The organism is Lysobacter sp. K5869 (assembly GCF_018847975.1).
Taxonomy (GTDB): Bacteria; Pseudomonadota; Gammaproteobacteria; order Xanthomonadales; family Xanthomonadaceae; genus Lysobacter.
Genome location: NZ_CP072597.1, coordinates 2,931,474 through 2,945,550 on the forward strand (window position 1 = coordinate 2,931,474; position 14,077 = coordinate 2,945,550).

The following is a 14,077-nucleotide window of genomic DNA, read 5'->3' on the forward strand; positions in this document are numbered from 1 at the left end:
GGATGCTGTGTGGTATCGCGTCGCTTCGGTTGATCGCGGCTTACGCCGCTCCTACAGGGGCGCGGCCCAACAAAAAGCCCTCCGCGAGGGAGGGCTTCGTAGCGAACGTCCGTCGCGCCGCGCCTCAGCGCTCGCGCACCAAGCGGAACCCGACGTCGTCGTACCCGCGCCCCGAGCTCAACGGCCGCTGCGCCTGCGCGCTGCGCCACGAGTTGCCGCCGACTTGCCGCTGCTGGCAGTTGCGCCCGCAATCGGCCGACCACATCGACAGCGAACGCCCGCCGTTGATCGGCATGCGCTGCGCTTCCTCGGCGGTGGGCAGGCGGTAGCGGCGGCCGGTCTGCTGGCTGTACCACTGCGCATACGCCTCCGCATCGGAGACCGACACGCACACCACCGGCTCGGACTCGGTCTGGCCGAAGCCCGGGTCCTTCCAGTCCTTGGGCGAGAGCACGCGCAGCAGCGACACGCGCTCGCGGCACAGCGCCGGCGTGCGCTGGTTGGCGTTGGCGAAGCGGGCGAACTCGCCGCGGCTGACCGGGCGCGGGTTGAAGCTCACCGCCACGCTCGCCGCGGGCGCGGCGGCGCTGGCGGCGACGGTGCCGCGCGCGACCGTGCCGTCGCCAGCGATGCCGCGCGCCTGCGCGACCAGCTTGGTCGAGACCGTGCGCGGCAGCGCGAACTCGTCGGCCAGCGCGATCACCTTGCCGGCGTCCGCGCCGTCGCCGCGGCGCGCGGCCAGATCCAGCCGCGCCTGCAGCGCCTGCGCGGCCTTCTCGCGCAGCGCGAGCTGCGCCGGCGAGTCGGCGGTGCCGGTCTGCTGGCCCAGCGCGGTGACGTTGACCAGATGCTGGCGCGCCTGCGGATCGCGGCCCTCGCGCAGATCGCGCGCGAGCGCGTCGCCGAAGGCCTGGGTGAGTTCGTCCACCACCACCGCCACTTCCGGATTGGTGCTGTCCAGATGCCAGGCGGTGAGCAGGCTGTTGTAGGCGTTGGCGTCGGCCGGCGCGGCCAGACGGCCCTCGGCGATATAGCTGCGCGCGGCCTGCAGCGATTCCTGCAGCGGCGCTTGCGGCAGCGGCGCCATCATCGCCTGGGTCGGATCCGGCGCGGCCGGCGCCGCGGCGGCGCTGACGGCGGGCTTGGATTCGACCCGGAAGAAACCGTCCTTCTCGACCCGGTTGAGGCCGAAACCGACCGCGACCACGCCGATCGCGGCCACGGCCAGACCGGCCCAGGCCGGCGTGGCCCAGCGCTTGAGCGGACGCAGCGCGCTCATGGCGCGGCCGAAGCCGCTCATCTGCCCGCGGTGCTTGATCTCGCTCATCGCCGCGGCCATCTCGGCGGCGTGCTCGAACCGCTGCTCGGGCTGCTTGGCCAGGGCGCGGTTCATGAAGCGCTGCCAGTGCTTGAGCGGCGGCGGCAGCTTCGGGATCGGGTCTTGCGCGTGCATCACCGCCATCGACAGCGCGTCGGGCGCCTCGAACGGCAACCGGCCGGTGAGCATTTCCCAGATCAGCACGCCGAGGCTGTAGAGGTCGGCGCGGCCGTCGACTTCCTCGCCGCGCGCCTGCTCCGGCGCCATGTAGGCGGTGCTGCCCACGGCCAGCCCGGTCGCGGTCATGCGCGCGCCGAAACCGCGGCGCAGGGCGATGCCGAAATCGGCCAGCAGCGGGCGTTCGCTGTTGTCGAACAAGACGTTCTCGGCCTTGACGTCGCGGTGCACGACGCCGCGGGCGTGGGCGTACTCCAGCGCCGCCAGCAAGGGCTCGGCGATGGCGATGACGTCGGCTTCGCCGCGCGAGAACCCCTGCTCGATGCGCTTGCCCAGATGGCCGCGCGGCAGGTACGGCATGGCGTAGTAGGGCAGGCCGTCGCGAGTGCGGCCGACCTCGTGGATGCTCACCACATGCGGGTGTTCCAGCCGCGCGATGGTGCGCACTTCGTTCTCGAAGCGGCGCCGGCTGACCTCGTCGGCCAAGGCGTGCGGCAGCATGATCTTGATCGCGACTTCGCGACCCAACGCGCTTTGCTCGCCCAGGTACACCGTGGACGAGCCGCCGTGGTTGATGATTTCGCGCAGACGATAGCCGGCGATCTCCGGCATCGGCGCGCGATAAGCATCGGTTTGAGTTGTGCTGTTGGACATTCGCGGCCCCGTGTCGCGACTGCGCAGCATAACGCTGCGACAGTGCCCGCGTGACGACTAGTGTGGCTTTTAAGTGCCCGCGTTTACAAGCCTGAGCGGGGCTCAGGCGTCGTTTCTGACAGTTGCTTCCATACCGCAGCGGCGCGGAAGGAATGGCGACGCGGGTCTCAAAGCCGCGCCGGCGCGGCCGCGGCCGCTCAGCGGTCGCGCTTGCGCCGCACGTACAGCTGTTTGCGCACTTTGGCGACGACCTCGCCGCCGGCGTCGAGGATGTCGTTCTCGAACCAGCGCAGGTACTTGTCGCCGTTGGCGGTGGCCGCGCGCAGTTCTTCCAGCACCTCTTCGCTGAGGTCGAACCGGGCGCGGACCGTGCCGCGGCCCGGCTTGACGAATTCGATCGCCCCGGCGCGGTCCCAGACGATGTAGTCGCGGCCCAGCGACTGCATCGCCAGCAGCATCCAGAACGGATCGGTCATTGCGAACAGGCTGCCGCCGAAGTGGGTGCCGACGTAGTTGCGGTTCCACGGCCGCATCCGCAGTTCGACCGTGGCGTGGCGGTAATCGGGCGAGATCGCGGCGACGTGGACGCCGGAGAACAGGAACGGCGGCCACAGATTCAGGCCGTGACGCAGGGTGTTGGCTTTCATGCGCGCGCTGGGTGGGGACGGGCGCGGGCAGTGTGCCATACGGGTGCGTATTGTTGAAGCGGGGGCAGGGCGCTGGGACTGGGCGGGACGGCGAGGGCCCGCTTCGGTTCGTGGCTGGCTTTCGGCTGTAAGCCGCCGCGGCCTTGGTTCGGATGTGGTTCGGCAGTTTCTGGTTGCGCATTGCTTCGAACGCCACTCGAAATGGCTTTTTGGCTTCGCGCAAGCGGCGATCCGCCCTCGGATGCGACGGTCGGCCCCTCGATCGCCTCCCGACGCCCTCGATGTCGAACGGCGGCATCGGCGCGGCCGCCACACCCGCCCATCCCCCGGCGACCCGTCGCCGGACGCCGCCCTCCATGCGCTACTGTTTCGCGGGGCGCCGGTCTGCCGTCTTCACAGATCGCCTCGGCCCCTTTGGGTTGGAACCGCGACAGACCACCGGGAAGCACATGATTCGTCCAGCCAGCGCTTCCGATGCCGAGGCGATAAGCCGCTTGATCAACGCCTTAGCCCATCATTTCCTGGTCGACCCGTCCGGCCCCGAAGCGGCGCCGTTCCTGCAAACCCTGACGCCCGCCGCTGTCGCCCAGCGTATCGTTGCGCCTGATTTTCGCTCCTACGTCGCGCAAGACGCCTCCGGAATCCACGGATTTCTCGCGATGCGGGGCGATTCGCATCTGTACCACCTCTTTGTCAGGGCCGACGCACAGCGCAAAGGGGTCGGCCGCGCGCTTTGGGAGCACGCTGCGGCCCTATCCGGGCAATCGACCTTTACGGTCAACGCGTCGCTGTATGCGGTGCCGATGTACGAACGTCTGGGCTTCGTCGCGCAAGGGCAAGCGCAAACCGCGAATGGGCTGATGTTTGTGCCGATGGTCGCCGACGGCGGAATTCGGGACCAATAGAAGGGCCGCGATGGCTCGCAGCCCTGGGGACTACCGGCGCCCGGAGTCGGACTCGAACCCGCGCCCCCTGATCAACAGTCGGGCGCTCTGACCGTCCTCTTCGCAAGGGGCGGGCGACGGAAACACGCGCGGCGAAGACCCGGCGGAGCGACCTCCCCGCCATTCCCCGCTCCTCTTATGTCCTGCTTTCCGCCGCGCCAATCTCAGAACAACAACGCCGACATCTTGCGCCGATACACCCCGACCAGATCCTCATCGGCCACGACCCGGAACGCGTCGATCAGCGCCTTGCGCGGCAAACCCTCTTGGAAGGCGCGGTCGCGGCGCAGCAGTTCGATCAGCTGCTCCAGGCCGGCCTGATCCTGGCCGGCGGCGATCAGGCGCGCGCCGAGCAGGTAGCGGGCCTGCGAGTCCTCGGGCGTGGCGACCAGGGCCGCTTCCAGAGTCGCGGCCGGCGGCGCGTCGGCGACGACCTTGAGGAAGCCGAGCTTGGCGCGGGCGCGCACGCTGCGGTCGTCGGTCGCCAGATTCGCCGGCAGCGCGTCGAGCAGTTGTTCCGATTCGGCCTGGGCGCCGGTGGCGAGCAGGGCCAGGGCGAGGTCGAGCTGGAGTTCGGGCTTGTCGGGCTGCTCGGCGCTCTCGCGGCGCAGGCGCACGACTTCGGCGTGCGGGTCCACGGGCGGGGCTTCGGCCTCGACGTCGGCCGGCGCGGCGGCACCGGGCTCGATACCGTGCGACTTGAGGAACTCGCGCACCACGCCCTCGGGCAGCGCTTCGGCGAAACCGTCGACGAGCTGGCCGTCCTTCATCAGATAGACGGTGGGAATCGAGCGGATCTGGAACGCCGCGCCGAGCTGCTGCTCGGCCTCGACGTCGACCTTGGCCAGCACGAACGCGCCGTTGTACTCGCCGGCCAGCTTTTCCAGGATCGGGCCGAGGGTCTTGCACGGCTGGCACCACTCGGCCCAGAAGTCGATCAGGACCGGCGTCTCCAGCGACTTCTGCAGGACGTCCTGCTGGAATCGCTCGGCGGTGGCGTCGAACACGTGGGGATTGGCGGCGGTGGCGGTCATCGGCGGGCTCATGAAGGCGAAAGCGGATTCGTTCCGAAGTGGGGACGAAGGCGCGGCGAGGCAAGCGCGCCGCGAGCCGCGCACGCTAGCATGTCGCGATGAAGGGCTCATCCAAGAAAGCCGGCGGCGCGGGCGCGTCGGCCGGTTCCGCCGCGTCGGGCGCTGCGGTCGCGGCGCGCGGCGGCGCGAACGCGCGCTCGCGCGACACGTTCGTGGCGCTGGCCGCCGCGCTGTGCTGCGTGGCGGCGCTGCTCGGTTTCGGCGCCGCGCTCGAAGGGTATTCGCACTGGCGGCACCCGCCGGGCCTGCTCGGCGCCGACGGCATTCCGCGCGCGCTGGCGTTCAATTGGCTCGGCTACATCGGCCCCGGCCTCGCGTTGGCGTGGGTGGCCTGGCGCTTGACCGGCGCCGCGCGCGCGCAGCGCGCGACCGCGCGGATCGGCGCGTGGCTGTGGCTGTGGTCGGCGCTGGCCTGGGCCGCGCAGGGCGTGGCGACGCTGGATCCGCAAGACCTCGACGCGCACGCCAGCCGCTTGCACGCGCTGGCCTGGATGCTGTGGTGGCTGGCGTTCGCGCCCGGCGCGGTGTTGCTGGCCTACGCCTCGCTGGCGGCGCCGGCGTGGCGCCGCTTCGGCGCGATCGCGCTGGCCGCAGCGGCGACGGTGGCCTTGGCGGTGATCGCCGCGGATTGGCGGTTGGTGCCGGCGGCGCCCGCGCAGCGCGTGGCCTTGCTCGCGTGGCTGGCGGCGTTCGTGGCTTCCACGCGGCTGGAAGCCAGAAGCTAGCGAATAGGAGATAGGAGATAGGAGTTAGGAGATAGCAAGAGCGTCGGCACGCTTTTGCTATCTCCTAACTCCTATCCGCTATCTCCTAACCATGGCGCCGGTGCCGCAGCAAGGTCGGTCGTAATCGGCGCCTGCCGCGGGCGCGCCCGCGGCTGACCTTGCTGCGGCAACGGCATGGAAGCGATCGCTCAGCGCGCGTGCCCGTCCTGGCCGGTGGTCGCGCCAACGGCGGCGCGAAGCGGGGATGTCATCGGCGAAATCCTTTTCTGCGAAGGGCGGGCTGCGAAGACGGCGGCATTGCGGAGCGTGCGTTGCGGAGGAAAGCGGCGCGGACGGGGGAGGCGGCGTACGCGCAACCGGCAGGGTTATGGCATGTGCCCGCGGCGATCGCCGTGACCGGGCTCACGCGGTGGACGCCGGCGCCGGCTTGGGCGCGACGGGATTGCCGGAATTGGGATCGCAGGTGTGAAGCCCGTGTGCAAGCGGGCGGTTGCGGGCGCGGCGGCGGAGCGGGGCGCCGATGCGATGCGGCGCGGTATCCCGGTCGCGCATCCCGCTTGATGTTCCGCGCATCCAGCGCCCGCCATCGGCGAGGACCCGAAGCGGATCGCGATACGGCTGCGAGGCGAAGCCAACGCGACGCCGCACTCGAACGCAACGCGGGATCCCACTCGCGAACGACCGCACGCGCGCACGAAAAACCCCGGCCGCCTGCGCGACCGGGGTTCGCGTGCGAACACCGACCGAAACCGCGCTTACAAGGCCTGCTTGTAGACCTTGCCGTCCTTCATCACGAACGCCACGTCCAGCACCGTGTTGATGTCGGCGATCGGATCGCCCTTGACCGCGACGATGTCGGCGCGCTTGCCGGTTTCGATGGTGCCCTGGTCGTCCACGCCGAGCACCTCGGCCGCGCGGATCGTCGCCGCCTGCAAGGCCACCGCGGCCGGAATGCCGGCTTCGACCATGTAGACGAACTCGCGCGCGTTGTCGCCGTGCGGGCCGACGCCCATGTCGGTGCCGAAGGCGATCTTGACGCCGTTCTTGTACGCGTTGGCCGCGGTCTGCTGGATCATCGCGCCGATCCGCGCCGCCTTGGGCCGCACCACGTCGGGGAAGTAGCCGTCGATCTTGGCCTTGTCGGCGACGAAGCGGCCGGCGTAGATGGTCGGAACGTACCAAGTGCCGCGCTGCTTCATCAGCGACATGACTTCCGGGCTCATGTAGGTGCCGTGCTCGATGCTGGTGACGCCGCCGAGCACCGCGCGCTTCATGCCTTCCTCGCCGTGCGCGTGCGCGGCGACGCGATAGCCGTAATCCTTGGCGGTGTCGACGATGGCCTTGACCTCTTCGACCGTGAACTGCGGCGCGTCGCCGGACTTGGCGTAGGACAGCACGCCGCCGGTGGCGGTGATCTTGATGACGTCGCTGCCTTCCTTGTAGCGCTGGCGCACCGCTTGGCGCGCGTCGTCGATGGAGTTGATCACGCCCTCGGTCGGGCCGGGCGGGCCGATCAGATGCGAGAGCGCGTCGTTCATGCCGTTGGTGGGATCGGCGTGGCCGCCGGTGGTGGCGATGGACTTGCCCGCCGCCCAGATGCGCGGGCCGCTGACCAGGCCTTGATTGATCGCGTCGCGCAGATGCGGACTGACTTCGCCGCCGAGATCGCGCACGCTGGTGAAGCCGGCCAGCAAGGTCTTGTTGGCGTAGCCGACCGAGCGGAAGGCGAAATCGACCGGGTCGAGGCGAAAACCTTCGGAATAGCTCTGCGCGCTGGACTGGCCGCCCAGGTGCACGTGCAGGTCGGTCCAGCCGGGCGTGCAGGTGTGCTGGCTCAGATCGACCGCGCGCGCGCCGGCCACGTCGTTGAGGCCGGCTTGCACGTCGGCGATCTTGCCGTCGCGCACGGTCACCGTGTGCGGGCCGAGCAGCTTGCCGCTGCGCGCGTCGAACAGCTTGCCGCAGCGCAGCGCCGTGGGTTCGGCCGCGGGCGGCGGCGCGGCGTGCGCGGCGGCGGCGAAGACGGAAACGAGGACGGCCAGGGCCAGCGGAGCGGCGGCGGTCGGTCGGGGCGTGAGCGTTCGGGGCATGGTCGGTTCCGGCGTGGGCGGGCGTGCGCGCGGAGCGGCGAGGCGCCGTTCGCGCGGTGGAATCGCAGGATCGTGCAAGCGCGGCGCCGCGGCGGACTCCCCCGGCCGCGGCCGCCGGCCGGGCCAGCATGCAAGCGCGGCGCGGCGCGGGTCAACGTGACCAAAGCACTAGACGCGGCGCGTCAGTCGGTGCGCGCGTTCGCGTCTGGGCGTGCGCTCCATTCGTCGGCGCGTCGCGCCTGCGCGCTTGTCCTCGTCGCGGCGCGCGCGCAGGCTGGCCGCTGCGCCGCCGCCGCGCGGCTTTCGAGGGAACGAACGATGAAGCGCGATACGACGATCCGAACGGCCGTGCTGACGGCGTTGCTGCTCAGCGGCGCGGCGTTGGCCGACGACGACGGCGGCGGGCAGGGCAGCAGCGGCACCGACCGCAGCAATCTGGCCAAGTCCGCGCCGGTGGTTTGCCGCGGCGAGGCGACGGCGGTGGCGGTGCCGCAAGCCGACGGTTCGGTGGTGTGGATTTGTCCGGCGGTGGAGGCGCAAACGCCGGGCGGCTGAATCGGGCGATCCATCGTCGGAGAGGCGATAGCCGCTTGATCGGAATCGGAGCGCGGCGGACGAAGGCGAACCGATCTGGCGCGGGCCGATCAAAAGCGAGCCGATCAAGCACGCCGATCAAGCGAGCCGATCAAGCGAGCCGATCAAGCGAGCCGATCAAGCGAGCCGATCAAGCGAGCCGATCAAGCGAGCCGATCAAGCGAGCCAACCAAGCAAGCCGACACAACGCCCGATGCGCCCGCGCCGCCGCACCCGCGCCGCGGCCAACGCACGCCGCCGTAGGGTCGCCCGCGATGCGCGCGCATACGCAAGCGCATGCGCGCGCCGCGTCGCGAGCTTCGTTGCGATCACACAGCGCGCTTGCGATTCCGTAACCGAGTTGGCCAAAAAAACGCCATCGCCCGAGCCGCCGCACTTGTCAGCGCGACGGCGCTTGCGCAAGGTGAGCCCCGGCCGGACTCCATACGGACCGGGGAATCCGTCGCCTTCGCCACCACGCTTCCGGTTCGCCCAGCGAGTCGAACCCCATCATGAGCAAGTCGCGTCTGTTCGCGGCCTTGGCCGCCGCCGGCCTGTTGGCCTTCGCCACCCACGCCGCCGCCGACATCTTCAAGCCGATGCCGCAACCGTGCCCGGCCGGCAAGATCGAGAAACTGCTGTACGACAAGGACGGGCGCCCGGTCGGGCGCGTGTGCGTCTGAATCGGCGTGTCCGCATCTGCGCGTCTGAATCTGCGCATCCGAATCGGCGCGTTTGAGCCGGCGCGTTTGAGCCGACGCGCCGGATGAGGCGCAGCGCTCGGGCCCGGGACGGTGCGCCGTCCCGGGTTTTTTCGTGAAAGAACGTCGCAGCGTTCGCGGACGCAGCGACGATCCCGACGCTCAGGCCGCCAGCGGCCGCGATCGCGCGATCCGCAACGCCGGCAGCAGCGTCGACGCGCGTCTTGCGAAAGCGAGCGCGGCTTACCCGCCGTCGCCCGCCGCCCGCTGGCCGTCGACCACCCGGTCGCGCCCCTCGGCCTTGGCCCGGTACAGCGCTGCGTCGGCGGTCTGCAGCAACTGCTGCGGCGTATCGCGCTCGCTCGCCGAAGTCGCCACGCCGATCGAACACGTCGCCGGGCCGAAGGTTTGGCGCAGGTGCACGATCGTGGTCGCGGCGATGGCCGCGCGGATCCGCTCGGCGCGCTGCCGCGCGGCTTCGCCGTCGGCTTCGGGCAGCACCACGGTGAATTCCTCGCCGCCGTAGCGGCAGGCGATGTCCTCGTTGCGCACCAGTTCCTGCAGCAGTTGCCCGACCCGCGCCAGCAGCGCGTCGCCGGCGGCGTGGCCGTGGGTGTCGTTGAAGCGCTTGAAGTGGTCGACGTCGAGCATCAGCACCGACAGCGGCAGGCCGCGGCGCTGGCAACGCAGCAGTTCGCGCTGCAGGTTCTCTTCCAGGTAGCGGCGGTTGAACAAGCCGGTCAGCGGATCGCGCAGCGATTGCACGCGCAGGGTTTCGCGCAATTGCAGGTTGACGATGGCGAGGCTGAGCTGTTCGGCGATGGATTGGATCAGGGCCAGATCGGCTTCGCGCGGCGGGTGTTCGCCGCTCAGGCACAGCAGGCCGAGCGAGGTGTTCTGCGCCATCAGCGGCACGCACAGGCTCCAGCGCGGGTCTTCGTCGCCGCGCGCGGCGCGTTCCAGGTGGGCGCAGCGCACGCCGCCGTCGTGGGCCTGACTGCGGTGCACTTGGCCGCGGCGCAGCGCCCAGCAGTCGTTGGGTTGCAGCAGGTCGGCGCTGGGAATCGCTTCGCGGCCGAAGCGCGCGGCGGTTTCGGCCAGATTCTGCGAGGCGCGCAGGATGTAGCAGCGCCCGCCCAGCTCCGGGATCAGGTCGGCGATGACGTGCGCGGTCATGTCCATCGCCTCTTCCAGGGTCTGGCAGCTTTGCAGCAGGCCGGCGTAGTGGCTGAGGCTGCGGTGGCGCTCGGTCAGGCGCTGGCGTTCGGCGGCGGAGGCTTCCAGTTCGGCCAGCGCTTGCCGGCTTTCGCGCTCCAGCGCGCGGCTGCGGCGGTTTTCCTGCCACAGGTTGAGCATCAGCAGCGCCAGCAAGGTCAGCGCCAGCAGCAGCCCGGACACCACCAGCGCGGTCAGCCAGGTCGCGTTGCGCTCGCTGCGCGCGTCGCGCGCGTGCAGCAGGCCGCGCTCGTTCTCGCGCATGGCGTCGGCCACCGCGGTCAGCGCGCGCATGTGCTCGGCGCCGTGGCTGGTCTGGCTGTCGAGGCGGGCCTGGGCCGGGTCGCGCAGGTGCAGGGCGACCACAGCGTCGATGTCGGCCAGCCGCTGCCGCACCCGTTTCTGGATGTCGCGGGCGAGGCGGTGCTGCAACGGGTTGTCGCGGGTCAGTTCGACCAGTCGCTCGGAGTGGCTCAGCGCGCCGGGAATGCTGGCGAGGTATTCGGCGTGCAGGGCGGGGCGGTCGGTGAGGCGGTAGCCGCGCGCGTTGGATTCGACCGTGCGGGTCGAGGCCAGGGTCGATTCGATCTCGGCGATGACTTGATAGGAGTGCTCGACCCACTCGGCGCTCTCGGCGAAGCCGCGCAGGCCGACCACGGTGGCGATGCCGACCGCGGCCAACAGCGCGGCGGCGAGCAGGAACGCCGGCAGGCGGTAGGCGCGGTAGCGCGAAGCGAAGCGCGCCGCGAACGGCGCCGCGATGGGCGCGGGCGGCGTTGCGGAAGCGGCCGGCGGGGGCGCGGACGGCGACGGCAGGGCCAAGGCGGGCTCGGGGGACGGTCTGACCGCAGCCAGTTTCCCACACCCGGGCGGCCGCCGCCGTGCACGCGCCGCGACGGGCGCCGCCGCCGGACCGGCGCCGCCCGTCGCGGACGCGCGCGTGGCGGGCTTTTGTGCGCTGCGGTAGGCTTGGCGGTCCTGCCCCATCGCCACCGCCACGCCCGTGTCCGACGCCGCCGCCCCCGCCCCGCACGACTCCCAGACCGATTCCAAGGCGTTCGAGCCCGCCGCGCTCGAAGCCGCCGCCCAGCGCTACTGGGACGAAACCCGCGCCTTCGAGGTCGACGAGCGCTCGGCCAAGCCCAAGTACTACTGCCTGTCGATGCTGCCGTACCCGTCGGGCGCGCTGCACATGGGCCACGTGCGCAACTACACCATCGGCGACGTGATCAGCCGCTACAAGCGCATGACCGGCTTCAACGTGCTGCAGCCGATGGGCTGGGACGCGTTCGGCCTGCCGGCCGAGAACGCCGCGATCAAGAACAAGACCGCGCCGGCCAAGTGGACCTACGCCAACATCGCCCACATGAAGGCGCAGCTCAAGACCATGGGCTACGCCATCGACTGGTCGCGCGAGTTCGCCACCTGCACGCCGGACTACTACGTGCACGAGCAGCGCATGTTCGTGCGGCTGATGAAGCAGGGCCTGGCCTACCGCAAGAATTCGGTGGTCAACTGGGACCCGATCGACCAGACCGTGCTGGCCAACGAGCAGGTCATCGACGGCCGCGGCTGGCGCACCGGCGCGCTGGTGGAAAAGCGCGAAATCCCGCAGTGGTTCCTCAAGATCACCGACTACGCCCAGCAGCTGCTCGACGGCCTGGACGCGCTGCCGGGCTGGCCGGACGCGGTCAAGACCATGCAGCGCAACTGGATCGGCCGCAGCGAAGGCCTGGAGATCCGTTTCGACGTGGTCGAGGAGGACGGCCGCCCGGTCGATGCCGCGCTGAACGATCTGGTGGTGTTCACCACCCGTCCCGACACCTTGATGGGCGTGACCTACGTGTCGGTCGCCGCCGAGCACCCGCTGGCCGCGCACGCCGCGCTCAGCGATCCCGATCTGGCCGCCTTCATCGCCGAGCTGCGCCAGGGCGGCGTGTCGGAAGCCGAGCTGGAAACCCAGGAAAAGCGCGGCCGCGACACCGGCCTGCGCGCGGTCCATCCGGTCACCGGCGAACAAGTGCCGGTGTACGTGGCCAACTTCGTGCTGATGAGCTACGGCACCGGCGCGGTCATGGCCGTGCCCGGCCACGATCAGCGCGACTGGGAATTCGCCAAGCGCTACCACCTGCCGATCAAGACCGTGATCGTCCCCGACGCGGTGCGCGACGCGCTGGCCGAAATCGGCCGCGACGTGGCCGCGCACGCCGACCCGATGCGCAGCGCGCTGGGCGGCGCGCCGGCGCTGGACGTGTACGACACCAGCGCCGCGGTGCAGGTGGTGCAGGAATTCCAGACCGGCATCGACGAGCAAGGCCCGTGGACCGAGCGCGGCTGGCTGGTCAATTCCGGCGAGTACGACGGTTTCGACTTCCAGCAGGCGCTGGACGCCCTGGCCGCGCGTTTCGAGGCCGAAGGCCGCGGCAACCGCCGGGTCAACTTCCGCCTGCGCGACTGGGGCGTGAGCCGCCAGCGCTATTGGGGCTGCCCGATCCCGGTGATCCTGTGCCCGAGCTGCGGCGACGTGCCGGTGCCGGAAGACCAGTTGCCGGTGGTGCTGCCGGAAGACGTCGAATTCAGCGGCGTCGCCTCGCCGATCAAGGCCGATCCGAACTGGCGCAAGACCACCTGCCCGAACTGCGGCGGCGCGGCCGAGCGCGAAACCGACACCTTCGACACCTTCATGGAGTCGAGCTGGTACTACGCGCGCTACACCTCGCCGGGCGCGGCCCAGCAGGTCGACGAACGCGCCAAGTACTGGACCCCGGTGGACCAGTACATCGGCGGCATCGAGCACGCGATCCTGCACCTGATGTACTTCCGCTTCTATCACAAGCTCATGCGCGATCAGGGGCTGGTGAACAGCGACGAGCCCGCGGTCAATCTGATGACCCAGGGCATGGTGATCGCCGAGACCTACTCGCGCGGCCCGAAGGGTTCGGAGGAGTGGTTCAACCCGGCCGACGTCGAGGTCACGCGCGACGAGCGCGGCCGCATCGTCGGGGCGACGCTCAAGGCGGACGGGCAGCCGGTGGACATCGGCGGCACCGAGAAAATGTCGAAGTCGAAGAACAACGGCGTCGACCCCAAGCTGATGGTCGACAAGTTCGGCGCCGACACCGTGCGCCTGTTCTCGATGTTCGCCGCGCCGCCGGACCAGTCGCTGGAGTGGAACGAGGCGGGCGTGGAAGGCATGGCGCGGTTCCTGCGCCGGCTGTGGACCGCGGTGCAAAAGCACGCCGACGCCGGCGTCGCGCCGGCGCTCGACGCCGCCGCGCTGACCGCGCCGCAAAAGACCCTGCGCCGGCAGATCCACGAAACCGTGCAGAAGGTCGGCGGCGACTACGGCCGCCGCCACAGCTTCAACACCGCGATCGCCGCGGTGATGGAACTGCTCAACCATCTGTACAAGTTCGACGACGCCAGCGGCAACGGCCGCGCCCTGCGCCAGGAAGCGCTGGAAGCGATGGTGCTGCTGCTCAATCCGATCACCCCGCACACCAGCCACGCGCTGTGGCAGACGCTGGGCCACGCCGAAACCCTGCTGGAAGACATCGCCTTCCCGCAGGCCGACGAGGCCGCGCTGACCCGCGACGCGGCGACCCTGGCGGTGCAGGTCAACGGCAAGCTGCGCGGCACGATCGAGGTCGCGATCAACACGCCCAAGGACGAGATCGAACGGCTCGCGCTGGCCGAACCGAACGCGGCCAAGTACCTGGAAGGGCTGACCGTGCGCAAGGTGATCGTGGTGCCGGGCAAGATCGTCAACATCGTCGCGGCCTGATCGCCCGCCGGTCCGTCCTCGCTCGACCGACGCCGCCAACCCGGCGCCGGTCGAGCCGCGCGCCGGCGAAGCCGGGCAGGGCGTTGTCGCGCGTCTATCCCGGTTCCCCATTCCCGCTTCTTGACCCCGCGGCTCACTCCCGCTTCTCGGCCCCC

Annotated in this window: 10 protein-coding genes; 5 read left to right on the forward strand and 5 right to left on the reverse strand. The window is 70.5% G+C overall.

Annotation, left to right across the window (positions count from 1 at the left end; genetic code table 11):
- Positions 1-124 precede the first annotated feature (124 nt).
- Both J5226_RS12590 and J5226_RS12595 read right to left on the reverse strand, forming a co-directional pair.
- Positions 125-2,149 (reverse strand): serine/threonine-protein kinase, encoded by a 2,025-nt coding sequence (locus J5226_RS12590; RefSeq protein ID WP_215840204.1) that lies wholly within the window; start codon positions 2,147-2,149, stop codon positions 125-127.
- 197 nt (positions 2,150-2,346) lie between these two features.
- Positions 2,347-2,796, reverse strand: coding sequence for a DUF4442 domain-containing protein (locus J5226_RS12595; protein ID WP_215840205.1), 450 nt, complete (start codon positions 2,794-2,796; stop codon positions 2,347-2,349).
- Positions 2,797-3,245: 449 nt separating this feature from the next.
- On the opposite strand from J5226_RS12595, the gene J5226_RS12600 reads away from it, so the two are divergent.
- Positions 3,246-3,701 carry a GNAT family N-acetyltransferase gene (locus J5226_RS12600; RefSeq protein ID WP_215840206.1) on the forward strand — a complete coding sequence of 152 codons (456 nt, stop codon included), beginning with the start codon at positions 3,246-3,248 and terminating at the stop codon, positions 3,699-3,701.
- Between the two features lie 203 nt (positions 3,702-3,904).
- Here the strand turns inward: J5226_RS12600 and J5226_RS12605 are convergent, their stop codons facing one another.
- A complete protein-coding gene (locus tag J5226_RS12605; protein WP_215840207.1) occupies positions 3,905-4,774 on the reverse strand; it encodes a tetratricopeptide repeat protein in 870 nt (289 codons plus the stop codon).
- 98 nt (positions 4,775-4,872) lie between these two features.
- On the opposite strand from J5226_RS12605, the gene J5226_RS12610 reads away from it, so the two are divergent.
- A complete protein-coding gene (locus J5226_RS12610) occupies positions 4,873-5,559 on the forward strand; it encodes a DUF998 domain-containing protein (RefSeq protein WP_215840208.1) in 687 nt (228 codons plus the stop codon).
- Positions 5,560-6,314: 755 nt separating this feature from the next.
- On the opposite strand, the gene J5226_RS12615 is transcribed toward J5226_RS12610, so the two are convergent.
- Positions 6,315-7,649 (reverse strand): amidohydrolase family protein, encoded by a 1,335-nt coding sequence (locus J5226_RS12615; protein ID WP_215840209.1) that lies wholly within the window; start codon positions 7,647-7,649, stop codon positions 6,315-6,317.
- A 318-nt stretch (positions 7,650-7,967) separates the two neighbouring features.
- On the opposite strand from J5226_RS12615, the gene J5226_RS12620 reads away from it, so the two are divergent.
- Positions 7,968-8,204, forward strand: coding sequence for a hypothetical protein (locus J5226_RS12620; RefSeq protein ID WP_215840210.1), 237 nt, complete (start codon positions 7,968-7,970; stop codon positions 8,202-8,204).
- A gap of 530 nt (positions 8,205-8,734) precedes the next feature.
- The gene (locus J5226_RS12625) at positions 8,735-8,905 is read left to right on the forward strand and encodes a hypothetical protein (RefSeq protein WP_215840211.1); all 171 of its coding nucleotides are present in this window, start codon (positions 8,735-8,737) and stop codon (positions 8,903-8,905) included.
- Positions 8,906-9,166: 261 nt separating this feature from the next.
- Here the strand turns inward: J5226_RS12625 and J5226_RS12630 are convergent, their stop codons facing one another.
- Positions 9,167-10,960, reverse strand: coding sequence for a diguanylate cyclase (locus J5226_RS12630; RefSeq protein WP_215840212.1), 1,794 nt, complete (start codon positions 10,958-10,960; stop codon positions 9,167-9,169).
- A 181-nt stretch (positions 10,961-11,141) separates the two neighbouring features.
- Between J5226_RS12630 and leuS the strand changes: the two genes are divergently transcribed.
- Positions 11,142-13,922, forward strand: a complete 2,781-nt coding sequence (leuS, locus tag J5226_RS12635; protein ID WP_215840213.1) for a leucine--tRNA ligase — start codon at positions 11,142-11,144, stop codon at positions 13,920-13,922.
- Positions 13,923-14,077 lie beyond the last annotated feature (155 nt).